The sequence below is a fragment of the Nocardia nova genome (genome assembly GCF_002933465.1).
GTDB lineage: Bacteria > Actinomycetota > Actinomycetes > Mycobacteriales > Mycobacteriaceae > Nocardia > Nocardia nova_B.
The window spans coordinates 96,721-120,928 of the sequence record NZ_PSZE01000005.1 but is presented as its reverse complement, the minus strand read 5'-3'; the positions used below and the strand labels follow the sequence as shown (position 1 = coordinate 120,928).

Annotated in this window: 23 protein-coding genes and 1 pseudogene; 6 read left to right on the top strand and 18 right to left on the bottom strand. The window is 68.0% G+C overall.

Features of this window, described 5'->3' with window-relative positions:
• Positions 1-56 precede the first annotated feature (56 nt).
• The 4 genes and pseudogenes from C5E41_RS08210 to C5E41_RS35920 form a co-directional block, all read left to right on the top strand.
• Positions 57-683, top strand: coding sequence for an HdeD family acid-resistance protein (locus C5E41_RS08210; protein ID WP_104375237.1), 627 nt, complete (start codon positions 57-59; stop codon positions 681-683).
• Between the two features lie 9 nt (positions 684-692).
• Positions 693-1,256, top strand: coding sequence for a maltokinase N-terminal cap-like domain-containing protein (locus C5E41_RS08205; RefSeq protein ID WP_104375236.1), 564 nt, complete (start codon positions 693-695; stop codon positions 1,254-1,256).
• 31 nt (positions 1,257-1,287) lie between these two features.
• On the top strand, positions 1,288-1,899 hold the full coding sequence (locus C5E41_RS34885; protein ID WP_258080829.1) for a DUF4232 domain-containing protein: 612 nt from the start codon (positions 1,288-1,290) through the stop codon (positions 1,897-1,899).
• Between the two features lie 6 nt (positions 1,900-1,905).
• Positions 1,906-2,111 (top strand): annotated as a pseudogene (locus tag C5E41_RS35920) (hypothetical protein); the annotation flags it as partial.
• Between the two features lie 125 nt (positions 2,112-2,236).
• On the opposite strand, the gene C5E41_RS08190 reads toward C5E41_RS35920, so the two are convergent.
• The 16 genes from C5E41_RS08190 to C5E41_RS08110 form a co-directional block, all read right to left on the bottom strand.
• Positions 2,237-3,358 carry an epoxide hydrolase family protein gene (locus tag C5E41_RS08190; RefSeq protein WP_104375235.1) on the bottom strand — a complete coding sequence of 374 codons (1,122 nt, stop codon included), beginning with the start codon at positions 3,356-3,358 and terminating at the stop codon, positions 2,237-2,239.
• Positions 3,359-3,736: 378 nt separating this feature from the next.
• Complete coding sequence (locus C5E41_RS08180) at positions 3,737-4,558, bottom strand: SAM-dependent methyltransferase (RefSeq protein ID WP_104375234.1); 822 nt, start codon at positions 4,556-4,558, stop codon at positions 3,737-3,739.
• A 110-nt stretch (positions 4,559-4,668) separates the two neighbouring features.
• Positions 4,669-6,294: an NADH-quinone oxidoreductase subunit NuoN gene (gene nuoN / locus C5E41_RS08175; protein ID WP_104375233.1), complete on the bottom strand. Its 1,626-nt coding sequence runs from the start codon at positions 6,292-6,294 to the stop codon at positions 4,669-4,671.
• Positions 6,291-7,940, bottom strand: coding sequence for an NADH-quinone oxidoreductase subunit M (locus C5E41_RS08170; protein WP_104375232.1), 1,650 nt, complete (start codon positions 7,938-7,940; stop codon positions 6,291-6,293). Before C5E41_RS08170 ends, nuoN begins: the two co-directional genes overlap by 4 nt.
• Positions 7,937-9,841, bottom strand: coding sequence for an NADH-quinone oxidoreductase subunit L (nuoL, locus tag C5E41_RS08165; protein WP_104375231.1), 1,905 nt, complete (start codon positions 9,839-9,841; stop codon positions 7,937-7,939). The genes C5E41_RS08170 and nuoL overlap by 4 nt, the downstream gene beginning before the upstream one ends.
• 1 nt (position 9,842) lies before the next feature.
• Entirely contained in the window at positions 9,843-10,142 is a 300-nt protein-coding gene (gene nuoK, locus C5E41_RS08160; protein WP_025350204.1) for an NADH-quinone oxidoreductase subunit NuoK, read from the bottom strand.
• Positions 10,139-11,014 carry an NADH-quinone oxidoreductase subunit J gene (locus tag C5E41_RS08155; protein WP_104375230.1) on the bottom strand — a complete coding sequence of 292 codons (876 nt, stop codon included), beginning with the start codon at positions 11,012-11,014 and terminating at the stop codon, positions 10,139-10,141. The genes nuoK and C5E41_RS08155 overlap by 4 nt, the downstream gene beginning before the upstream one ends.
• Entirely contained in the window at positions 11,011-12,927 is a 1,917-nt protein-coding gene (gene nuoH / locus C5E41_RS36150) for an NADH-quinone oxidoreductase subunit NuoH (protein ID WP_104375393.1), read from the bottom strand. The genes C5E41_RS08155 and nuoH overlap by 4 nt, the downstream gene beginning before the upstream one ends.
• A gap of 1 nt (position 12,928) precedes the next feature.
• The gene (locus C5E41_RS08145) at positions 12,929-15,397 is read right to left on the bottom strand and encodes an NADH-quinone oxidoreductase subunit G (protein WP_104375229.1); all 2,469 of its coding nucleotides are present in this window, start codon (positions 15,395-15,397) and stop codon (positions 12,929-12,931) included.
• The gene (gene nuoF / locus C5E41_RS08140; RefSeq protein WP_104375228.1) at positions 15,394-16,752 is read right to left on the bottom strand and encodes an NADH-quinone oxidoreductase subunit NuoF; all 1,359 of its coding nucleotides are present in this window, start codon (positions 16,750-16,752) and stop codon (positions 15,394-15,396) included. The genes C5E41_RS08145 and nuoF overlap by 4 nt, the downstream gene beginning before the upstream one ends.
• Positions 16,752-17,513, bottom strand: a complete 762-nt coding sequence (gene nuoE / locus C5E41_RS08135) for an NADH-quinone oxidoreductase subunit NuoE (RefSeq protein ID WP_104375227.1) — start codon at positions 17,511-17,513, stop codon at positions 16,752-16,754. The genes nuoF and nuoE overlap by 1 nt, the downstream gene beginning before the upstream one ends.
• A complete protein-coding gene (gene nuoD / locus C5E41_RS08130) occupies positions 17,510-18,841 on the bottom strand; it encodes an NADH dehydrogenase (quinone) subunit D (RefSeq protein ID WP_104375226.1) in 1,332 nt (443 codons plus the stop codon). The genes nuoE and nuoD overlap by 4 nt, the downstream gene beginning before the upstream one ends.
• Positions 18,841-19,467 carry an NADH-quinone oxidoreductase subunit C gene (locus tag C5E41_RS08125; RefSeq protein ID WP_439956372.1) on the bottom strand — a complete coding sequence of 209 codons (627 nt, stop codon included), beginning with the start codon at positions 19,465-19,467 and terminating at the stop codon, positions 18,841-18,843. Before C5E41_RS08125 ends, nuoD begins: the two co-directional genes overlap by 1 nt.
• A 170-nt stretch (positions 19,468-19,637) precedes the next feature.
• Positions 19,638-20,192 (bottom strand): NuoB/complex I 20 kDa subunit family protein, encoded by a 555-nt coding sequence (locus C5E41_RS08120; protein WP_104375224.1) that lies wholly within the window; start codon positions 20,190-20,192, stop codon positions 19,638-19,640.
• A 103-nt stretch (positions 20,193-20,295) separates the two neighbouring features.
• Entirely contained in the window at positions 20,296-20,676 is a 381-nt protein-coding gene (locus tag C5E41_RS08115; RefSeq protein WP_063030371.1) for an NADH-quinone oxidoreductase subunit A, read from the bottom strand.
• Between the two features lie 343 nt (positions 20,677-21,019).
• Entirely contained in the window at positions 21,020-21,427 is a 408-nt protein-coding gene (locus tag C5E41_RS08110; RefSeq protein ID WP_181063156.1) for an Rv3143 family two-component system response regulator, read from the bottom strand.
• 230 nt (positions 21,428-21,657) lie between these two features.
• Between C5E41_RS08110 and C5E41_RS08105 the strand changes: the two genes are divergently transcribed.
• Positions 21,658-22,086: a CBS domain-containing protein gene (locus C5E41_RS08105; RefSeq protein WP_104375223.1), complete on the top strand. Its 429-nt coding sequence runs from the start codon at positions 21,658-21,660 to the stop codon at positions 22,084-22,086.
• Here the strand turns inward: C5E41_RS08105 and C5E41_RS35915 are convergent.
• Positions 21,981-22,436: a TetR/AcrR family transcriptional regulator gene (locus tag C5E41_RS35915; RefSeq protein WP_104375222.1), complete on the bottom strand. Its 456-nt coding sequence runs from the start codon at positions 22,434-22,436 to the stop codon at positions 21,981-21,983. The two genes, C5E41_RS08105 and C5E41_RS35915, sit on opposite strands and share 106 nt — an antisense overlap.
• A gap of 281 nt (positions 22,437-22,717) precedes the next feature.
• Here C5E41_RS35915 and C5E41_RS08095 point away from each other — a divergent pair, with 281 nt between their 5' ends.
• A complete protein-coding gene (locus tag C5E41_RS08095; protein WP_104375221.1) occupies positions 22,718-23,107 on the top strand; it encodes a PASTA domain-containing protein in 390 nt (129 codons plus the stop codon).
• A 21-nt stretch (positions 23,108-23,128) separates the two neighbouring features.
• Here the strand turns inward: C5E41_RS08095 and C5E41_RS08090 are convergent, their stop codons facing one another.
• Positions 23,129-24,112, bottom strand: a complete 984-nt coding sequence (locus C5E41_RS08090) for an aldo/keto reductase (protein ID WP_181063155.1) — start codon at positions 24,110-24,112, stop codon at positions 23,129-23,131.
• Between the last annotated feature and the right edge of the window lie 96 nt (positions 24,113-24,208).

Below are 24,208 nucleotides of genomic sequence, written 5' to 3'. Positions count from 1 at the left end.
GGCCGAAGGCGTGAAATTGCGCAGGGTGCACCGTCCGGGGCCATATCATCGGGGCCATGCCCACCTTCCGAGCGGCCGGACGCAGGGATGTCTTCGCTGGTGATGCCTGGCACCTCGCGTGCGCGATCGGCTGTGCGTCGATCACCGTCGGGGTGATTCTGCTCGTGTGGCCCGATAAGTCCGTTCAGGTAGCGGAACTATTGCTCGGAACGACGCTGCTGTTGACCGCCGCCTGGCAGTTCACGGTGGCCTTCCGTGCGCGCATCCGCGGTGGACTCAAGGCACTGGAATTCGTGAGCGGGGCCCTGTCGGTGCTGCTGGCACTGTGGTGCATGCGCAGCGGTGACTGGGTGGCGTTGCTGGCCATGTGGGTCGGGATGGGATGGATGATCCGCGGCATCGTGCAGGCGATCGTCGCGGCCTGGTCGGAAGATCTGCCGAAGCCGGGCCGGCGCGAGGGCTATGGCGTGGCGACACTGCTGGCCGGGCTCATCGTGCTGGTGTGGCCGATCGACACCGTCGCAGCCTTGTCTGTTCTGGTCGGCGTCTGCCTGATCCCGCTCGGCGTGATGGAGATCCGCATGGCCGTCCGCGTCCGCCGTCCCGAACGCGGCGGCGACCAGGTGGGGGTGCGCGGCCTGCTCGGTCCGCGCGCGCAAACCCCCGTCCGGGCCGCGGATTAGGGTCGGGATATGGCTGTCGTTCACCACACCACCCTCGAGCCCGGCAAACTCGAACTGCTTACCGCGTGGGTGCCGACGCGCGAATGGTTCACCGGTACAACGCCGCACCTGCACAAGGCGGGCGGGTTCCGGCTCGACGACCCCGACGGAGAGGTGGGCATCGAGCACATGCTCGTCGCCGACACCGCCGATTCCTGGCGGCCCGTCTACCACGTGCCGATGACCTATCGCGGCGCCCCGCTGCCCGGCGCGGAGGAGGCATTGATCGGCACCTCCGAACACGGTGTGCTCGGGACCCGGTGGATCTACGACGCCGCGCACGACCCGGTGGCCCTTGCGCAGATGGCGGCGCTGCTCGCCGGGCGCGCGGTGGCCCAGGACCAGAACCGCAGTGACACCCCCGCCCGCACCGTCGAGGTGTCCGTGGCCGATTCGGAAACGTCGAAGGCGGTGCGCGTCAACCGGATTCCCTCGCCGGCGGCAGTCCTCGCCCCCGGGTGGGTCCGGGTGAGCTGGACCGATCCGGAGGGCGTGGCGGCCGCGGGGGTAGTGCTGGAGGTAGCGGTGCACTGAGCGCGCACGCGTGCGGTCGGAAGCAGTCGAGGTGAGGTTCGGCCGATACGGATATCGGACGGCTGCGGTGGTGCTACTCGGCGCGACCGCAGCCACCACGCTCGCCGGTTGTGCGCAGCGCGAGTCCGGGAACCCACCCTCCGCACGACCTGCCACCGAAACGTCTGCCGCGCAGTCGCCTTCGGCGCAGCACACCCCCACACCAGGGGCCGCCACCACCGCGCCGGCCGTCGTGGCGTGCCGGCCACGCCAGCTGGACATCACCGCCCACACCCTCTCGCCGGGGATGATGCATCGCGCCGTCGAACTGAGCTTCGCCCTCGCCGCCGACACCCCGCCCTGCGCGATCGGCGGCTATCCCGGCGTCGACACCGGCGAGGGCGGCCCGGTCCTGCACGCCCGGCGCACCCCGCGCGGGTATATGGGTGGCCTGCCCCGGGACGACGACACTCCGCCCGTCGTCACGGTGCTGCCCGGTCGCCCCGCCCGCGCGGTCGTGGAAGGCTCCTCGATGGGCCCGGCCGGCGAGGACTGCCCGCTATACACGAGTCTGGCTGTGACAGCGCCCGATTCGACCGACACCCGCACCGTGCACACCACCATCGACACCTGCGCCCTGGAGGTGCATCCGGTCACCAGCTGAACAGGGGGTGAGTCGGTACACGCGCTCGAGCGTGACCTGCTCTACGCGTATGAAGGCATGATCCGGTCCCGGCATCTCGAAGACCATCCGAACAAATGTGGTGCCTGACCCTCGCGAACTTCTTCGGCGCCATCGAGGTCGACATCGACGCCGAGCCGGCGCAGCTCGGGCCGACCGGGTACCGGCCGTTGCGGATACGGGACACCTTGTTCCGATCGGCAGCTCTGCACGGTGGAATCTCCTCGATCGCACCGCCCCACAACGTGATTTGCCGGTAACCTGGCGGACGGACAGGACGATCCACCGGGCGCGGGCTTCCCAGGGGTGGCACGGACAGTCAGCGGAACAGGCGGAAGAACCCGCGCACCTGCTCGACCAGCGACTCCGGCTGCTCCAGCGCGGCGAAGTGGCCACCATGCGGCAGCTCCTCGAACCAGCGCAGGTCGGTGAACCGCAGCTCGGCCTCCCGCCTCGACGGGCGGGTTATGTCGCGCGGGTAGACCGACAGCCCGGATGGCGCGGTCACCTTGCCCCGGAAGTTGGCGAAGCTCTCCCAGTACAGGCGCGCCGACGACGTGGCCGAGGCGGTGAACCAATAGACCGAGATCTCGTCGAGGATCTGCTGCCGCGACACGGCGTCCTCGGGATGGCCGTTGTTGTCCGTCCACGCCCAGAACTTCTCGGCGATCCAGGCGGCCTGCCCCGCCGGGGAGTCGGTGAGGCCGTAGCCGAGCGTCTGCGGCCGGGTCGCCTGGATCGCCGAGTACCCCCGGCCGGTCCGCTGGAACTCCTTCGCGGCCTCGAGATTCGCCAACTCGGCGGGCGTCGGGTCGTCGAACGTGCCCAGTGCCACGGCCCCCATGTTCAGGTGCACCCCGGCGACCCGCTCGGGTGCCACCTCGCCCAGCGCGCCCGATACCGCCGAACCCCAGTCACCGCCCTGTGCGCCGTACCGCTGGTAACCCAGCGAGACCATCAACGTGTCCCAGGCGCGCGCGATGCGAGTGATGTCCCACCCGGTCGTCGACGGCTTGTCACTCCAGCCGTACCCGGGCAATGACGGCGCGACCACGTGGAACGCGTCCGCCGGGTCCCCGCCGTGCGCGCGCGGGTCGGTCAGCGGGCCGAGGACCTCCAGGAACTCGAGCACCGAACCCGGCCACCCGTGCGTGAGCACCAGCGGGAACGCGTCCGGCTCCGGCGAGCGGACGTGCAGGAAGTGGATGCCCAACCCGTCGATCGTGTCGCGGTACTGCGGGAACACGTTCAGCCGCTTGGCGAACCCGAAGTCGTAGTCCTCGGCCCAGCTGCGGCACAGCTCCTGCGCATACGCCAGCGGCAAGCCCTGTGACCAGTCGTCCACCGGCTCGGCCTCGGGCCAGCGTGTCCGTCGCAATCGTTCACGCAGGTCCGCGATCTCGGCTTCGGTGATGCTTACCTCGAATGGCTCGGCGGACATGTTAAGGCTCCTTACTGGTCAAGGCGTTATCGGATCAGATGCAGGTGGACCGTCATCGCGGGCTCCCACGCGTGGCGTCGGGTTCGGGGCGGCGGTCGGACCGATCCCGCCACCCACGGGCGTGCTTCGCACGCGCCACCACAGTCCCACGGCGGCGAGCGACCCGGCGGCAGCCATGACGAGCGTGACCGGAGCGGGCGGGCCGACCGAGTGTGCCTGCGCAACGTGATCAAGGAGCCGGCGAGTTCCGACAGCACGGCCGCGCCGACGACGTCGCGACGAGGCCGCCGCGAAATCGGCTCCGTCGTGGGCGATTCGGACGATCCGAGGTGCGCGCACATGGTGCCCGGCAGCTTAGTGCCCGGTGACCTGTGACCGCTACGACTTACGGGCCAAAGCGCACGCGATCAGTTGTTCCCACAGGGTGGGTTCGCGCTCGGCGGGGCCGATGCGCGAGACCGAGGCGTCGGCTTCGACGGGCCGCCAGCGGGCGCAGATCTCCAGTCCCGGCTCGAGCACCTCGAGATCACCGAACAGGTCGAGGATCTCCTCGTCCGAACGCCAGCGGCCACGCCCGAAGGTCGCCTGGAGCTTCTCCTCCGCGGCCTGCGTCTCCTCGTTGAAGCCGGAGCGGAAATGCGAGATGTAGATCTGCGAGCCCATCGGGATCCGGTCGGTCCACCACTTCACCAACTCGGCCGGATTCTCGTCGTTGTTGAGGTGGTGCAGGATCGCGCTGAAGATCACCGCCACCGGCTCGTCGAAATCGATCAGCCGCCGCAGGTCCGGATGGGAGAAGATGGCCTCCGGATCGCGCAGATCCGCGTGGATGACCGTGGTGTTGTCGTCGGCGGACAGCAATGCGCGACCATGGGCCAGCACGATCGGATCGTTGTCCACGTACACCACACGTGCGGTGTCGAGGTGACGCTGGGCGACCTGATGCACGTTGTCGACGGTCGGCAACCCGCTGCCCATATCGATGAACTGGCGCACACCGGAGTCCGCGATATCGGCGACCGCGCGAATCATGGCCTGCCGGTTGGCATAAGCGATGGCGACCGAACCGGGTAGATCGTTGATGAAGTAGTCACCGACCTTGCGGTCGACGGCGTAATTGTCGCGCCCGCCCAGCAGATAGTCGTACACACGGGCGATGCTCGGCTTCGATTGATCCACCTGTGTGGCGCTGTCGGTCATGGCACCTGTTTCTGTGCGCGGTTGTCGTCGTCGGACTCGATCCTAGAGCCACCGTGGACGTTTCGGTGTGGCGTCGGCGAGAACTGTCGTCCCCGAAGCGGTCTCCGGCACTATCCGCTGACGAATCCGACCGCACGGTTCGCCAGGTCGAGCAGCGGCTGCGGCACGATACCCAGGGCCAGTGTGGCGGCGCCGGTGACGATGACGACCATCGAGGTCACCGGCGCGGTGACCACAGCCGGCGGCGCCTCCGGCGGATCGGTGAAGAACATCTGCACGATGACACGAATGTAGAAGAACACGGCGATCGCACTGGAGATCACACCGACGATCACCAGGTACGCCGCATGCCCGGAGGCGGCCGCCGAGAACACCGCGAATTTTCCGACGAACCCACTGGTCAGCGGAATGCCCGCGAACGACAGCAGAAACAGCGCGAAAACCGTTGCCAGCCATGGCGAACGGCGCCCGAGCCCGGCCCACGCCGACAGTGCGGTGGCCTCGTCTCCCACGCGGTCGCGCACCAGCGTGACCACCGCGAACGCGCCTACCGTGCTCACGCCGTAGACGGCCAGATAGAACAGCACCGACGACACCCCGTCGGAATCGGCCGCCACCAGTGCGGTGAGGATGAAGCCGGCGTGCGCGATGGAGGAGTAGGCGAGCATGCGCTTCACATCGGTCTGAGTGACGGCGAGAATCGCGCCCAGCACCATCGTGGCCACCGCCACGGCGCCCAGGATCGGACGCCAGTCCGCACTCAGCCCCGGCACCGCGACCTGCAGGATGCGCAGCAGAGCACCCACTGCCGCGATCTTGGTCGCCGCGGCCATGAACGCGGTGACCGCGGTCGGCGCCCCCTGATACACATCGGGCACCCACGACTGGAACGGCACCGCTCCGATCTTGAACAGCAACCCCACCACCAGCATCGCCACCCCCAGCACCGCAAGGGTTTTCGAGCCGGAATCGCGTGCCACGGCGTCGGCGATCCCGGCGAGGCGAATCGTACCGGCGTAGCCGTACATCAGCGCCATCCCGTACAGGAAGAACGCCGAGGCGAACGCGCCCAGCAGGAAGTACTTCAGCGCCGCCTCCTGCGACAGCAGCCGACGCCGCCGCGCCAGCCCGCACAGCAGATACAGCGGCAGCGACAGCACTTCGAGTGCGACGAACATCGACAGCAGATCGTTGGAGGCGGGAAACAGCAGCATGCCGCCGACCGCGAACAGGGTCAGCGGAAAGACCTCGGTGGTGGTGATACCCGCTCGCGCCGCCGCGATCTCGTCCGAACCGCCCGGGACCGCCGCGGCCTGCGGGGTGAAGGCGTCGACGACGACCGCACCGGAGGCCGCCGCGGCCGCCCGGCTCCAGGTCCCCGGTCCTTCCCGGCTTTCTCGTGCCAGCCGCGGTTCGATACCGCGTTCGGTCATCAGCGCGACCGCGAGAATCGCGACCACCAGGATGGTGCCCTGCAGCATCAGCGTCACGTTGTCGACGGCGACCGCGCCGACGGCCACCGTGGCATGAGTGCCCGCGAGCGCGATCACCGCCACCAACGCCGCGACCAAACCGCCCAGCGCGAGCACCAGATGGGCCGGATAACGCCACGACCGCGGCAGGAACGCCTCGGCGAGCACCCCCGCGACGGCCACACCGAAGACGACCAGCATCGGTGACAAAGCGTGATATTCGATCGAAGGAGCCGGAACCGTCGCGGCCAGAAGCTGATTCACCGGTGGTTACCTCCGCTCGGAGTGGTCGCGGCCGGGACGGTCGCGGCATCCGGCGCGACCGTGGGCGCCGGATCGTGTTTGCCGATGGTGGTGAGCGTGCCGGCCACCGCCGGATTGATCCGGTCGAGAACCGGTTTCGGATACGCGCCGAGGACGAGCAACGCCGCCAGCAACGGCACCACGACCACCAGTTCGCGCGGCAGCAGATCCGGCAGTCGCTCGTTGCCCTTGCGGACCGGTCCGGTCATCATGCGCTGGTACATCCACAGCACGTACAGCGCCGCCAGCACCAGTGCGCCGGTGGCGAACACCGCCGCCACCGGATATCTGGTGAACGTGCCGGCCAGGACGAGGAATTCGCTGACGAACGGCGCGAGCCCGGGCAGTGAGAGCGTCGCCAGGCCCGCGACCAGGAAGGTGCCCGCCAAGACCGGCGCCACCTTCTGTACGCCGCCGAATTCCGCGATCACCCGAGTGCCGCGGCGCGACACCAGGAATCCCGCGATGAGGAACAGCGCCGCGGTCGAAATGCCGTGGTTGACCATGTACAACGTCGCGCCCGCGCCGCCCTGATTGGTCATCGCGAAGATGCCGAGGATGATGAAGCCGAAATGCGAGATCGAGGTGTAGGCGATCAGGCGCATCACATCGGTTTGCCCGATGGCCAGCAGTGCGCCGTAGAGGATGCCGATCACCGCCAGCACGCTGATCATCGGCGCGTAGGTGGTCGAGGCGGCCGGGAACAGCAGCAGGCAGTAGCGCAGCATGCCGAAGGTGCCGACCTTGTCGACCACCGCCATCATCAGTACCGCGCTCGCCGGTGTGGCCGACACAGCCGCGCCGGGCAGCCAGGTGTGCAGCGGCCACAGCGGAGCCTTGACCGCGAAGGCGAACATGAAGCCGAGGAACAGCGCGTTGAGCACGGCCGGACCGGCGCCGAGCTGCCCGGAATTCGCCGCCGCCGCGACCGCCCGGAAATCGAAGGTGCCACCCTCACCGCCGAGATGTGACCGTGCGGTGAGTACGTAGAGCCCGATCACGGCGGCCAGCATGATCAGGCCGCCGAACAGGTTGTACAGCAGGAATTTCACCGCCGCGCGCGAACGCTGCTGCCGCAGTGCCAGTTCCGCGGCCACCGATTCACCGCCGCTGGTGCGGGGCCCGAAGCCGCCGATGAGGAAATACATCGGGATCAGCATGACCTCGAAGAACACGTAGAACAGCAGGATGTCGAGCGAGACGAACGAGATCAGCACCATCGACTCGACGATCAGGGTGAGCGCGACATAGATGTGCGCGACCCGCCGCCCGCTACCCGCCTCGCGGTCGTCCTTCCATCCGGCGAGGATCAGCAGCGGCACCAGTGCGGCAGTCAACAGCAGCAGCACCAGCGCGATGCCGTCGACGCCGAGGGTGTAGCCGGCGCCGAAAGCCGGTATCCAGCGGTGTGATTCGACGAGTTGATATTGCGGGCCGCCGGGATCGAAGCGCACCGCGACGACGATCGCGACGGCCAGGGTGGCCAGCGACAACACGAGTCCGGTCGCCCGGGCCACCGTGCGCCGGCCGGCCGGAACGGCCAGTACGACGACGGCGCCGGCCAGGGGCAGTACCCAGAGTGTGGTCAGCCAGGGATACTCCGTCACAGCAACCTCACCGCCAGCAGGGCCGCGACCACCAGGGCCGCGCCGGTGAACATGGACAGGGCGTACGAGCGCACGAAACCCGTTTGCACACGCCGGATTCGCGCCGACAGGCCGCCGATCACCGCGGCCGTGGTGTTGACGATGCCGTCGATACCGCGGTTGTCGAGAAAGACGAGCGAGCGGGTCAGATGGGTGCCCGGACGCATCAACGCGGCCTCGTTGAACGCGTCGCCGTACAGATCGCGGCGAGCCGCGGCGGTCAGTGGCGTGACGTCCTGCGGGGCGGTGAGCGGCACCGGCCGCCACGCGTACTGGCGGTAGGCGACCGCGACACCGATCGCGACCACGACCAGCGCTGCCACGGTGACCGCCCACGCCGGCACGGCGCTTTCGGCATGTTCGGTGCCGACCACCGGTGCCAGCCAGTTCTGCAGTGACGACCCGAAGACGAACACCCCGCCGGAGAACACCGAGCCGATTGCCAGCACGATCATCGGGCCGGTCATCACCGCGGGGGCTTCGTGCGGATGCGGCTCCATACCGGATTTGCTTGCAGTCCAACGCTTTTCACCGAAGAACGTCAGCAACATCACCCGCGTCATATAGAAGGCGGTGATCCCGGCGCCGAGCAGCGCCGCGGCGCCGAGGGTGATGCCGTTCGCGCCGCCGTAGCCGAACGCGGCCTCGATGATCCGATCCTTGGAGAAGAACCCGGCGAACGGCGGCACTCCGATGATCGCCAGATAGCCGAGACCGAAGGTGACGAACGTGATCGGCAGATACCTTCGCAGCCCGCCGTAACGGCGCATATCCGTCTCGTCGTTCATCGCGTGCATGACCGATCCGGCGCCGAGGAACAAACCGGCCTTGAAGAAGCCGTGGGTGAGCAGATGCATGATCGCCACGGCATATCCGGCCGGGCCCAGTCCGGCGGCCAGCACCATATAGCCGATCTGGCTCATCGTCGACGCCGCCAGCGCCTTCTTGATGTCGTCCTTCGCGCAGCCGATCACGGCGCCGAACAGTAGCGTCACCGCGCCCACCACCAGCACGCCCGCGCGCGCCGCCGGCGCCGCGTCGAAGATCGCGTTCGAACGGGCGATCAGATATACACCCGCGGTCACCATCGTGGCGGCGTGGATGAGCGCCGACACCGGAGTCGGGCCTTCCATCGCGTCGCCCAGCCAGGACTGCAGCGGCACTTGCGCGGATTTACCGCACGCGCCGAGCAGCAACAGCAGGCCCAGGGCGGTCAGGGTGCCGTCGCTCGCCTGCGGGACACCGGCGAACACGTGCCCGAAATCGACCGAGCCGAAGGTGGCGAACATCAGGAACAGCGCGATCGCCAGCCCCATGTCGCCGACACGGTTGACCACGAAGGCCTTCTTCGCCGCCGCGGCCGCGGACGGCTTCTCGTGCCAGAACCCGATCAGCAGGTACGAGGCCAGGCCCACGCCCTCCCAGCCGAGATAGAGCACCAGATAGTTGTCGGCCATGACGAGGATCAGCATCGCGGCCAGGAAGAGATTGAGGTAGGCGAAGAACCGCCGCCGCGCCGGATCATGGCTCATATAGCCGACCGAGTAGATGTGGATCAGCGAGCCGACGCCGGTGATCAGCAGGACGAAACACATCGTCAGCTGATCGAGCTGCAGCGAGAATTCCGCCTGCAGTCCGGCCACCGGTATCCAGCTGAAGAAGTTGTGCGACACCGCGCGATCGGCGCCGGCGCGGCCGAGCATCTCGGCGAACGCCCACACCGCCACGCCGAACGAGGCGACCGCGGTCGCGCAGCCCAGCCAATGCCCCCAGCGGTCGCTCAGGTGTCCTGCCAGCAGCAGGATCAGCGCGCCGGCGGCGGGCAGGGCCGGCAGCAGCCAGAGCAGATTCCCGGTACCCACGTCAGTACTTCAACAGGTTGGCGTCGTCGACCGAGGTCGAGCGGCGGGTGCGGAAGATGGTCATGATGATCGCCAGGCCCACGACGACTTCCGCCGCGGCGACGACCATCGTGAAGAACGCGAACACCTGCCCGTCGAGGTTGTGGTGCTGCCGGGCGAAGGTGACGAAAGCGAGATTGACCGCGTTGAGCATCAATTCGATGCACATGAACACCACGATCGCGTTGCGCCGCACCAGCACCCCGGCCGCGCCGATGGTGAACAGCAGGGCGGACAGATACAGGTAGTTGTCCGGATTCACCGCGGAGCCTTCCTCTCGTTGTCGCCGGTCGCTCGGGCGCCGTCGCTCTCGCCACTGCCGTTCTCTTCACTGCCGTTCGAGCCACTGCCGTTGCCTTCTCGCATACCGATCACCGCGTCCTCGGTGTGGGCGCGGCGCCGGCGATGGCGCAGGATGGTGCTCACCGACAGTTCGGCGAACGAGCCGTCGGGCAGCCGGGCCGGCACGTCGACGGCGTTGTGGCGGGCATAGACACCGGGGGTGGGCAGGGGCGTGATGCGGTGGCCTTCACGCAGGCGGCGCTGCGATTGTTCGCGCTGCCCGGTGCGCGGCCCGAACCGTTCCCGGTGCGCGAGGACCATCGCGCCGATGGTGGCGGTGATCAGCAGCGCGCCGGTGAGTTCGAAGGCCCACACGTAACGCACGAAGATCAGTTCGGCCAGTGCCGCGATCGGGTCGGCGCCGAATCCGGGACCGGTGGCCGCCACCGAATCGTCGCGCACGCCCCGGGCGATCGCCCCGATCAGCAGCAGCCCGAATCCGAGACTCACCACGACGACGGCGATGCGGTGCCCGCGCAACGTCTCCCGCAGCGATTCGGCAGAGTCGACACCGACGAGCATCAGGACGAACAGAAACAGCATCATGACCGCGCCCGTGTACACCACGATCTGCACCACCCCCAGAAACAGCGCGTCCTGGGCGATGTAGAACACCGACAGGGTGATCATGGTGGCCGCGAGGCACAGCGCGGAGTGCACGGCCCTGCGGGCACACACCATGCCGAGGCCACCGGCCACCGCGACCACGGCCAGGACCCAGAACAGCACGGCCTCGCCGGTGGATGTTCGCGTAACCGCCTCGGCGGCGAGGATATCCACTCGCGGATTCACTGCGCACCTCCTTGTGCGCCGGTGGCGGCTGGTTGCCGTCCCGCCGCGTCGACGGCCGGGTCCGCGGGGTCCGGACCCACGAGATCCGAACCGCGGGAACCGGATGGCCGTGCCACGGCGTTACCGGTGGAGCCGAGGCCGGTATCGCGGTCGGTGCCGGGAGCTGCGGGAACAGCGCCGAGGTAGTAGTCCTCCTCGGTGGCGCCCGGGTAGGCGGCGTGCGGCGGGGGGATCATCCCGTCGCCCAGCGGGGCGAGCAGCCGGTCTTTCTCGTAGATCAGGTCGGCGCGATTGTCGTCGGCCAGCTCGTATTCGTTGGTCATCGTCAACGCCCGGGTGGGGCATGCTTCGATGCACAGTCCGCAGCCGATGCAACGCAGATAGTTGATCTGGTAGACGCGGCCGTAGCGCTCGCCGGGGGAGTAGCGCTCGCTGTCGGTGTTGTCGGCGCCCTCGACGTAGATCGCGTCCGCGGGGCAGGCCCACGCGCACAGTTCGCAGCCGATGCACTTCTCCAGGCCGTCGGGATGCCGGTTGAGCTGGTGGCGGCCGTGGTAGCGCGGCGCGGTCGGCACCTTCTCCTCGGGGTAGAACTCGGTGTTCTTCTTCTTGAACATCGTGACGAAGGTGACCCAGAATCCGCCGATGGGGTCCAGGAGACCGGCTTTGGTGGCCGTGGGCGCGGTCTCGGGCATCGGCGGAACCGGGAAATCCGAGAACTGTTGCGGCCCAGCGGTTTCCGGTGTGGGATTGTCACCGGCACGCCCGGCGCGCAACATCATCGCCAGCAGTCCCACCGAGATGATCACCCCGGCGGTCACGAGGCCGGTGGTCTGCACGTCGTGGCCGTTGTCCTGCACCACCTTCAGCGTCGCCACGATCATCACCCACAGCAGCGACACCGGGATGAGCAACTTCCAGCCGAGATTCATGAACTGGTCGTAGCGCAGCCGCGGCAGTGTCCCGCGCAACCAGATGAAGACGAACAGGAACGTCCAGAGCTTCAGCGTGAACCACAGCAGCGGCCACCACCCCGAATTCGCGCCGTCCCACAGGTTCAGCGGGAAGGGGGCGTGCCAGCCGCCGAAGAACAGTGTGGTGGCCAGCGCCGAGACGGTGCCCATATTGATGTATTCGGCCATCATGAACATCGCGAATTTCAGTGACGAGTATTCGGTGTGGAAACCGCCGACGAGTTCGCCCTCGGCTTCGGGGAGATCGAAGGGGGCGCGGTTGGTTTCGCCGACCATCGCCACCGCGTAGATGACGAACGACGGCAGCAACAGCCACACGTTCCAAGTACCCCACTGCCGCTCCACGATGCCGGAGGTGGACATGGTCCCGGCCAGCAGGAACACCGCCCCGAAACAGGCCGCCATCGCGATCTCGTAGGAAATCACCTGCGCGGTCGACCGCAGACCGCCGAGCAGCGGATACGTCGATCCCGACGACCACCCCGCCAGCACGATCCCGTAGACCCCGATCGAGGTCATCGCGAGGATGTAGAGCACTCCCACCGGCATATCGGTCAACTGCAGGGGTGTGCGCGTGCCGAAGATCGATACCTCCGGTCCGAGCGGGATCACCGCGAACGCCATCACCGCCGGAATCAGCGCAACGATGGGCGCCAGAATGTAGATGGGCTTGTCGACCATCGCCGGGACGATGTCCTCCTTGAGGAGCATCTTCACCCCGTCGGCGATGGATTGCAGCGAACCACGCGGCCCGACCCGGTTGGGTCCGACCCGCATCTGCATCCAGGCCACCACCTTCCGCTCGATCACCACCGCGAGCAGCGGGATGAGCAGCAGGAAGATGAAGATACCGACGGATTTGACCACGACCAGCCACCACGGGTCGTGACCGAAGGCGGACAGATCGGCCGGGGCCGAGACCAGCACGGCCGGCGACATCTCACTCATGGGGGTCCTCCCGTTGGATGCGCACGCGGTGACCGAGGGCGGTGGTGAGCCGGTCGTTGACCGTCGACTCCGCCGAATTCCACGGCAGCCAGGCGACGCGATCGGGCATCTCGGTGATCTCCAGCGGCGCCACGATGCGACCGTGCCCGGTGCTGATCCGCACCGAATCGCCGGTGGCCGCGCCGATTTCGGCGGCGGTGGCCGGCGACAGGCGCAGCACCGCGCGGCGGGCGGTGCCGGCGAGATTCGGTTCGCCGTCCTGCATGCGGCCGTTGTCGAGCAGCATGCGCCAGCCGGCGAGGAGGGCGGTGCCGGTTTCGGTATCCGGTAATGCGGCCGACGGATGCGCCGGCGCCTGCGGCCGCGGCCCGTCCCAGACACCCAGGGCGTCCAATTCCGCGCGAGCGGCCTCGACCGTGGGCAAGCCCAGTCGCACACCCATCTCGTCGGCCAGCGAATGCAGCACGCGATGATCGGCCAGCGGAGCCGCCTGCCGCCGTACCGTCGCATCGCCGAGGGCGGCGCCGAACGGCCGTGGCCGGCCCTCCCAGGTGAGGTATGTTCCCGACTTCTCCATGGCCGAGGCGACGGGGAACACCACATCGGCCCGCTCGGTGGCCTCGCTGTGCCGCAATTCCAGGCTGACCACGAACGCGGCGGCCTCGAGGGCGGCCCGGGCGGCACGGGGATCGGGCAGATCGGCGATTTCCACACCGCCGACCAGCAGCGCGCCGGGGTGACGGCCGGCGTCGAGGATTGCGGAGGTATCGCGTCCGGGTGTGGCCGGCAGTTCGTCGACCTGCCAGAGTCGCTGAACCTGTTGGCGCGCACGCGCGTTCGCGATCGGGCGGCCGCCCGGCAGCAGACCGGGCAGCGCACCCGCTTCGAGCGCGCCGCGTTCCCCGGCGCGGCGCGGCACCCATGCGACCGTGGCGCCGGTGGTCTCGGCCAGTGCCGCCACCGCCGACAGCGCGCCGGGAAGCGTCGCCAGTCGTTCGCCGGCCAGGATCACCGCGCCGCGGCGGCGGAGCGCGCGGGCGAGTTCGTCGAGGCCCGGCGGATCGGGCGGGCATTCGTATCCCGCGCCCGCGACCGCCAGCGCCTGCAGCAGGCGCGCCTCGTCACCGGGCACGGTCGGGATCAACCGGCCCGACATCCGGCGCAGACCCCGGCTCGCGTAGGCGGCCAGCGAATAGATCGCGGTCGCGGATGTGCGGGCGGCCTTGCGCAGCCGCAGATGCAGGATCGGGCATTCCTCTTCGGGTTCGAGACCGGCGAGCAGGGCGACCGGCGCCGAATCCAGCGCCCCGTAGTCCACCCGCACCCCCCGTCCGGCGATCGCCGCGGCCAGGAATTCGGCCTCCTCGGCGGAATGAGCACGAGTGCGGAAATCGATGTCGTTGGTGCCCAGTGCGATGCGCGCGAATTTGGCATACGCGTAGGCGTCCTCGACGGTGGCCCGGCCACCCACCAGCACTCCGGCGTTCCCGCGGGCGGCGGCCAGTCCCGCACCCGCTCGCGCGAGCGCCTCCGACCAGGAGGCCGGAACGAGGCCGCCACTGTCGTCGCGGACCAGGGGGGTGGTGATCCGATCGGGTTCGGTCGCGTAGGTGAAGGCCCAGCGGCCCTTGTCGCAATTCCATTCCTCGTTGACCTGCGGATCGTCACCGGCCAAGCGGCGCAGCACTTTTCCGCGGCGGTGGTCGGTGCGCTGGGCGCACCCGGCGGCGCAGTGCTCGCACACCGCCGGGCTCGATACCAGGTCGAAGGGACGGGCGCGGAAGCGGTAGGTGGTGCCGGTGAGGGCGCCGACCGGGCAGATCTGCACGGTGTTGCCGGAGAAGTAGGAATCCATCGGCTCGCCGGCGGCGATCCCGACCTGCTGCAGTGCGCCGCGGTCCATCAGTTCTATGAACGCATCACCGGCGATCTGCTGCGAGAACCGGGTGCAGCGGGCGCACAGCACGCACCGCTCCCGATCCAGCAGCACCGCGGGCGAGAGCGGAATCGGTTTGGGATAGGTCCGTTTCACGCCTTCGAAGCGCGATTCGGGCCGGCCGCTGGACATCGCCTGGTTCTGCAGCGGGCATTCCCCGCCCTTGTCGCAGACCGGGCAGTCCAGTGGATGGTTGATCAGCAGCAGTTCCATGACACCGGCCTGCGCCTTCTGCGCGGCCGGCGAACTGATTTGGGTATGGGCGATCATCCCATCGGTGACGGCCATGGTGCACGAGGCGACGGGCTTGCGCTGTCCCTCCACTTCGACCAGGCATTGCCGGCACGCCCCGACCGGATCGAGCAGCGGATGGTCGCAGAACCGGGGGATCTGGATTCCGACGAGTTCGGCCGCCCGGATAAGCAACGTTCCGGTGGGCACGGCGATCGTCGTGCCGTCGATGGTGACCGTCACCATGTCCTGGGGGATGACGCCACTACTGTTGTGGCTGACTGTCACGGTCATCGCACTCCTTCGGCAGGCGTCGCTGCGGTGGTGGCATTCGCCGCCGTGGCGGCGGCCCAGGCGGTCGAGCGAGCGGGATCGAACGGACACCGGCCCAGCCGGATGTGTTCGGTGTATTCGTCGCGGAAGTGTCCGAGAGAGGACACGATCGGGCTCGCCGCACCGTCGCCGAGCGCGCAGAACGATTTGCCGTTGATGTTGTCGGCGATATCGAGCAGGGTGTCCAGATCGGCGTCGGTACCGCCGCCGGACTCCAGTCGTTGCAGCAACTGCACCAACCAGTAGGTGCCCTCCCGGCAGGGGGTGCATTTTCCGCAGGATTCGTGAGCGTAGAACTCCGTCCAGCGCAGAACCGCGCGGACCACGCAGGTGGTGTCGTCGAAGATCTGTAATGCCTTGGTGCCCAGCATGGATCCGGCCGCGCCCACATGTTCGTAGTCCAGTGGCACATCGAGGTGTTCGGCGGTGAACAAGGGCGTGGAGGAGCCGCCGGGAGTCCAGAACTTCAGGGTGTGCCCGGCGCGCACACCGCCGGCGTGGCCGAGAAGTTCGCGCAGCGTCACACCCAGCGGCGCCTCGTACTGCCCCGGCCGGGTGACGTGCCCGGACAGTGAGTACAGAGTGAAGCCGGGCGATTTCTCCGACCCCATCGAACGGAACCATTCGACGCCGTTGTGCAGGATGGCGGGCACACTCGCGATCGACTCCACATTGTTGACCACGGTCGGGCAGGCGTACAGCCCGGCGACAGCGGGGAAGGGCGGCCGCAGGCGAGGCTGGCCGCGGCGGCCCTCGAGCGAATCCAGCAGGGCGGTTTCCTCACCGCAGATGTAGGCGCCGGCCCCGGCGTGCACGATCAGGTCGAGGTCGAAACCCGAACCGAGGATGTCGCGGCCCAGATAGCCTGCGGCATAGGCCTCTTCGACGGCGGTCTGCAGCCGGCGCAGCACCGGCACGACTTCGCCGCGCAGATAGATGAACGCATGGGCGGCGCGGATGGCATAGGCGGCGATGATGGCGCCCTCGACCAGCACGTGCGGGGTCGCCATCATCAACGGAATGTCCTTGCAGGTGCCGGGTTCGGATTCGTCGGCGTTGACCACCAGGTAGTGCGGCTTACCGGCCGCCGGCGATCCCTCGGGATCCTGCGGGATGAAACCCCACTTCATGCCGGTGGGAAATCCGGCGCCGCCGCGGCCGCGCAGCCCGGCGTCTTTCACCGTGGCGATGACCTCGTCGGGATGCATGCCCAGTGCCCGGGACAGGGCACGATAGCCGTCGTGGGCCCGGTAGGTGTCGAGGGTCCACGACTGCGGCTGATCCCAGTAGCGGGTGAGTACGGGCGCGAGCGTCATCATCGTTGCCCCTGTTCACTATCCGAATCATGATGCGGCGCAGCAGGTGTCGACTGCTCGGTCACCGCACGCAGACCAGCGAGCGTGGCTTCTCCGGGGGTGCCGTCGTTGGCGTCGGGCCGCCGATCCGGGAATCCGGCAAGGATGCGGGCTGTTTCGCGGAAGGTGCACAACGGTGCGCTGCTGCGGGTGCCGGTGACCTCGCGGCCGGCTCGCAGCGCATCGGCGAGCGCGCGGGCCGATTCTGGGGTCTGGTTGTCGAAGAATTCCCAGTTCACCATGACGACCGGTGCGTAATCGCAGGCGGCGTTGCACTCCAGGTGTTCCAGCGTGATGGACCCGTCGGCGGTCGTTTCCCCGGGGGTGATCTCTAGGTGGCGGGTGAGCGCGGCCAGGATCTCGTCGCCGCCCATGACCGCGCACAGCGTATTGGTGCAGACTCCGACGTGATAGTCGCCGGTCGGTGTGCGGCGATACATCGAGTAGAAGGTGGCGACCGCGGTGACTTCGGCGTCGGTGAGCCCGAGTTGTTCGGCGCAGAACCCGATCCCGGTGCCGCTGACGTATCCTTCGACGCTCTGCACCAGATGCAGCAGTGGCAGCAGCGCCGAACGCGAGTGCGGATAGCGGTCGATGATCTCGCGTGCCTCCGCCCGCAGATTCTTCTGCACCTGCGGCGGGTAGGGGACGGGCCGCTGCGACAACCGCAGCAGGATCGGGTCGCGACCGGTCGTGGTCGCGGGAATCGGTTCGGCTGTCATCGGTCGACACCACCCATCACCGGGTCGATGCTGGCCACGGAGGCGATCACGTCGGCGACCATGCCGCCTTCGCACATCGCCGCCACGGCCTGCAGATTCGTGAACGAGGGATCGCGGAAATGCACACGGTAGGGCCGGGTTCCGCCGTCGGAGACCATGTGGACGCCGAGTTCGCCGCGCGGGGACTCCACCGATGCGTACACCTGGCCGGGCGGCACCCGCATCCCTTCGGTGACCAGCTTGAAGTGGTGGATCAGCGCCTCCATCGAGGTGCCCATGATGGTGCCGATATATTCGGCGGAATTGCCGAGTCCGTCGGGGCCGAGTGTCAGGTCGGCCGGCCACGCGATCTTCTTGTCCGACACCATGACCGGGCCCGGACGGAGTTTGTCGAGGCACTGCTCGACGATCTTCAGCGACTCCTTCATCTCCTTGATGCGGATCAGGTAGCGGCCGTAGCAGTCGCATCCGGTGTCGGTCATGACGTCGAACTCGTAGCCCTCGTAGCCGCAGTACGGCTGCGACTTGCGCAGATCGTGCGGCAGCCCGGTCGAGCGCAGGACCGGGCCCGTCACTCCCAATGCCATACACGAGGCCAGGTCGAGATAGCCGATGCCGCGGGTGCGGGCCTTGAAGATCGGGTTCTCGTTGAGCAGCAACTCCATATCGCGCAGCCGTTTCGGCATGAGCGCCAGTAGATCTCGGATCTTGCCCACCGCGTCGGGCGGCAGATCCTGCGCCAGTCCGCCCGGACGGACGTAGGCGTGGTTCATTCGCAGTCCGGTGACCGTTTCGAAGATGTCGAGGATCAGCTCGCGCTCGCGGAATCCGAACAGCATCGGTGTCAGCGCGCCGAGTTCCATACCTCCGGTGGCCAGCGCCACCAGATGCGAGGAGATGCGGTTGAGTTCCATGAGCATGACGCGAACGATGTTCACTCGAGCGGGAATATCGTCGGTGATGCCGAGCAGCTTTTCCACCGCCAGGCAGTAGGCCGTCTCGTTGAACAGCGGGGACAGGTAGTCCATCCGGGTCACGAACGTGACGCCCTGCACCCAGTTGCGGAATTCGAGATTCTTCTCGATGCCGGTGTGCAGGTAGCCGATTCCGCAGCGCGCCTCGGTGACCGTTTCGCCCTCGATCTCGAGGATCAGCCGTAGCACGCCGTGCGTGGACGGATGCTGCGGTCCCATATTGACGACGATGCGCTCCTCAGCGGCGCCGTCGAGGGCCTCGCGCACATCGTCCCAGTCCTGTCCGACGACCGTGACCGCCGGGCTATCGGCGACCGGATCCGTTGCGGCGCCGGTGATTTCGGTGGGGTTCATCAGCTGTAGGTCCTCCGCTGGTCCGGCGGCGGAATACGCGCGCCCTTGTATTCGACCGGGATCCCGCCGAGCGGGTAGTCCTTGCGTTGCGGATGTCCACGCCAGTCGTCGGGCATCATGATCCGCGTCAGCGACGGGTGACCGTCGAAGACGATGCCGAAGAAGTCGTAGGTTTCGCGCTCGTGCCAGTCGGTGGTCGGATACACCGCGAACAGCGAGGGCATATGCGGATCCGAATCCGGCACCGACACCTCGACCCGCACCCGGCGATTGTGCGTGATCGACAGCAGGTGGTAGGCGGCGTGCAGTTCGCGACCCGTGTCGTCCGGATAGTGCACGCCGTTCACGCCGAGGCACAGTTCGAAGCGCAACGCCGGGTCGTCGCGCAGCGCGTGCGCCACCTCGACCACCCGTTCCCGCCGCACGTGCAGGGTCAGTTCCCCGGCGAAGACCACGATCTTCTCGATCGCGGCGCGGAATGCGTCGTCTCCCACCGACTGCGCCAGGGCGGCGACCACCTCGTCGAAATAGGAACCGTAGGGCGCGGGGGTACTCCCGGGCAGCGCGACGGTCCGGACCAGCCGCCCGTACCCGGAGGTGTCACCGGTGCCCCTGACGCCGAACATGCCGCGGCGCACGCCGATGACCTCGTCGTCGGGCCGGTCGGGGGAGGGGCCGCGCGACTCGGGTTCGATCGCCGGTTCGCCGGCCGGGCCGGAACCGCCCGAGCCGGAGGAGGATTCGATATCCGCGGGGCTGTCGGGCGGATCGCCGGCGCTGCGCGGTGCGTCCAGGCTCATCGCAGCAACCCCTCCATCCGGATCGTGGGGGTGGAGGCGAGCGCGGCGGCCTCGGCCGCGCGCACCGCCTCGGCGCGGTCGACACCCAGCGGCATCTGCTGGATCTTCTCGTGCAGTTTCAAGATGGCGTGCAGCAACATCTCCGGGCGCGGCGGACAGCCGGGCAGGTAGATGTCCACGGGCACAACATGATCGACACCCTGCACGATGGCGTAGTTGTTGAACATGCCGCCGGAGGAGGCGCACACCCCCATCGCCAGCACCCATTTGGGTTCGGTCATCTGGTCGTAGACCTGCCGCAGCACCGGCGCCATCTTCTGGCTGACCCGGCCGGCGACGATCATCAGGTCCGCCTGCCGGGGGGAGGCGCGGAAGACCTCCATCCCGAAGCGGGCGCTGTCGAAGCGCCCGGCTCCCGTGGCCATCATCTCGATCGCGCAGCAGGCCAGCCCGAACGTCGCGGGCCACAGCGAGCCCTTACGCAGGTATCCGGCGAACTGTTCGACCGTGCTCAGCAGGAAGCCGCTGGGCAATTTCTCCTCGAGCCCCATCTCGGATCAACTCTCACTTCCGTGTGCGAATCCTCGGTCCCGGCGGACGCCGGGACGACGGGTTGGGTATGCGGTGCCGACGGGCCGATCGGCCCGCCCGCGTTCAGTCCCAGCTCAAGCCGCCGCGCCTCCACTCGTAGGCGTAGGCAACCGAGACGTTGACAATGAACAGCGCCATGGCCGCCAACCCGAAGACGCCGAGGGCATCGAAGTGCACCGCCCACGGATAGAGGAATACGATCTCGATGTCGAAGATGATGAACAGCATCGCGGTGAGGTAGTACTTCACCGGAAAGCGTTGTCCCGCAGCATTTCCCGGCCCGCCGGCGATGGCGTGCGGGGTGGGTTCGATACCGCATTCGTAGGCTTCGAGTTTGGCTCGGTTGTAGCGTTTCGGGCCGATCACGGCCGCCAGCAACACCGATCCCAGCGCGAACGCCGCAGCGATCGCACCGAGCACAAGAGTCGGCACCTGGGTATTCACAACGGCACAACCCCTCTCCCTCGCCGGCAACTGCCGAGGCGGGGCTGACATCGTCGTCTGCCGGGCCAGTCTCACCCCGAAGCGCAGCTCGAGCGCGAGCGCGGGACGACAGGCAGGCGGGGCGCCATTCATATCAACAGCCACGCTCGTGTGAGCTACAGCACAGCCTACAACCGCTCTTTCTGAATGCTGACGGTTCCGCCCCGGTGTTTGATCGAATTCGGAACTGTCACTTATGACCGAAACGGCGCAATGGCCTCCCCGTGGCCGGGCGCGCCGCGACCCTCGACAGGCACCAGAAGGGTCGGCCCACGAAGTTATCGGCCGACCGGGAAAACGCTGATCAGGCGGCGGGGCGAGCGTTGAGAGCCGTGGTGACCGCCGAGGTGAGCTGGAACGGGTCCAGCGGATGCGCGACCGCCGCCTCGGCCCGGGACCAGGCGGCGAGCCAGGCATCGTCGGCCCTGCCGGTCAGCACCACGATGGGCGGGCAGTCGGCGATTTCGTCCTTGAGCTGTTTGGCCAGCCCCATTCCGCCGGTGGGGGCGGCCTCACCGTCGAGAATGGCCAGGTCGATCCCGCCGGCGTCGAACTGCTCGATCACCACCGGTGCGGTGGCGGTCTCGCGGTAGTCGAACGGCGGCAGGTCGGGATGCGGGTGCTTACCCAGCGCCAGCATCACCTGGCGACGGGTGTCGGCATCGCTGCTGTAGACGAGAACCCGCAGCGCGGGACGGTTCGCATCGGCCACACTTGGGATGCTACGTCCATCAGGTCGGCCGCGGTGGCAGCTCGAGCGGCAACGGCCCCGCGCCGGGCGTGGCGCTCGCCGCCCGGATTCATCGCGAGGTTGATCGTGCCGATCGGAATCGTTGCTGGTCACCGCGCAGAAAACGCGCGATCCTTATAAGCGGCGGCAGTTCGGCGGCAGAACTGTCCCGGCAGGGCGTAACAATGACAGGCTCGACAGGGCGGTGGACGATGCGAATTTCGGAGGTTTTGCGCAACAAGGGGGCCGGTGTGGTGACGATCGCGCCGGAGGCGACGGTCGACAGATTGCTGGCGGTGCTGGCCGAACACAATGTCGGCGCGGTGGTGGTGTGCGGTGGCGGCGGCGCACTGGACGGGATCGTCTCGGAGCGGGATGTGGTCCGCTGCCTGCACAGACAGGGTGCGCAGCTGTTGACCCGGCCGGTGTCCGACATCATGACCGCGATCGTGCACACCTGCTCGCCCGAGGATCGGGTGGAGAGTTTGCGCGCGACGATGACCGAACATCGGATCCGGCATCTGCCGGTCGTCGATCACGGACGAATGGTCGGGATCGTCAGTATCGGAGATGTGGTCAAGAGCGCGATCTCGGAGTTGCAGGACGAGCGCGAACACCTCGAGCAGTACCTGCACGGTTGAGCATCCCGCAGGTGGTGGCAGCCGATCAGCCTTCCGCCGGGTGACTGACGTGCGGCCCGGTTTCCGGCACTCCGGCCGCGGCCACCGGCGGGGGCCTCGTTGGTCAGTCCAGGGAGCAGCACACCGTGCGGCAGTTCGGCCAGCACGCCGTCCTTGGCGCCGAAATGGTGATAGATCGTGCCGTTGCTGACCCCGGAAGCCGCGGTGAGGTCCGCGATGGAAACCGCCGTGTACCCGCCGGTCCGGCCCTCGCCACAGCAGCGCGCCGGTGCCCGCCGAATCCGCCGTTGCCACACAGTGATTGGAAATTGACTGGTTCGTAACCCCGAAAGATGATAGGCGCGTGGCATTTTCGGAGCAGAATCCCCTCGGGCGGTTCGTTCGGAACCACGAGATCGCCGATGCCGGCATCGGGTGTATCGGGTGGGGTTCGAGACGTGCGCTGTCCCTCGGAGCTCACCGCCCGGCGTCTGCGTTGTGGAGCGTTCCGAACGGCCGCCGACCACATGGCATATTCCGGCGGTGATCCGGCCGATTCGATCGGTGACCGATCGCGTATTAGGGTGCCTTGCACGCGCGCCCGTTCGCTGGTCGGCGGCGCCGAACACGCCGCTCGATCCGAAGGACATCCATGCGCCGCATCGCATTCGCCGCATCCCTGCTCGCTGTCGCCTGCACCGTCGGAGCGTGCGGCGGCTCCTCCGACGACCAGGCGAGCGGCACGACCACGACATCCGCTGCGGCGCAATCGAGTTCGGTCGCGGCGGCCGGCCATGACTGCGGCGCGCAGCCCTGGCCGCGCCCGCTACCCGACTTCCGCGGAAAGCCACTGGGACAGACCGTGGTCGGTGCGGCGCTGTGCTTCGACGTCACCGGTGTCACCACTGCGGACGGACGCGATGTGATGCACGATCCGAGCGCCGCGACGACTCCCTGGACGGTCACCGCCCAGCAGCCGGAGGCGGGGACGCCGGTCGCCGCGGACACCCCGGTCACGCTGACGGTCGACGTCCCGCATTGATCACCGTTCGCCGGCGGCTCACTATTTGCCGGCGGCGCGAGCCAGGTGCTCGGGATAGCGGGCCCCGGCGAAGGCATCGGCCGGGGCGACGGCCTCGATCCGCGCCAGATCCTCGGCGCTGAGCTCGATCTCGGTGGCCGCCACATTCTGCTCGAGATAGCTGCGGCGCTTGGTGCCCGGAATCGGGACCACGTCGTCACCACGGGCCTGGACCCACGCCAGCGCCAATTGCCCTGCGGTCACGCCCTTTTCCGCCGCCATTGCGCGCAGCTCGGCGACGACGGCCAGGTTCCGGTCGATGTTGTCGTCGGCGAAGCGGGGCAGCGCGCGGCGCATATCGTCGTCGGGCAAATCGGCGGTGGAGGTGATCGAGCCGGTGAGGAAGCCGCGGCCGAGCGGGGAGAACGGCACGATCCCGATGCCGAGTTCACGGCAGGTGGGCAGGACCTCCTCTTCGATACCGCGCGTCCACAGCGACCATTCGCTCTGCAGTGCGGTCACCGGATGGACGGCCTGCGCGCGACGGATGGCCTGGGCGGAGGCCTCGGAGATGCCGAGGTAGCGGACCTTACCCGCGGTGACCAGTTCCGACAGCGCGCCCCAGGTCTCCTCGACCGGCACATTCGGGTCGACGCGGTGCTGGTAGTACAGGTCGATATGGTCGACGCCGAGGCGTTTCAGCGATTCGTCGCAGGACTGCGCGACATAGGCGGCGTCGCCCCGGGCGCCCATGCTGCCGCCCTCGCCCCACACGATGCCGAATTTGGTCGCGAGTACCACCTGGTCGCGCCGACCGGCGATGGCCTTGCCCACCAGCTCTTCGTTGGCGCCGCCGCCGTAGACGTTCGCGGTGTCGAGCAGGGTCACCCCGAGGTCGAGGGCGCGATGGATGGTGGCGATCGACTCCTCGTCGTTGTCGCGCACACCGTAGGCCTGGCTCATGCCCATGCAGCCGAGTCCCTGCGCGCCGACGGTCGATTCGCCGAGTTTCCTGGTCGCGATCATGCGAGCGGTCCTCCTGAGGTGCCATCGGATTGGATGGTGAGTCCCTGCGAACTCATGGGGCCGACGCTACGACTTGGAGTGCGCTCCACGTCAAGC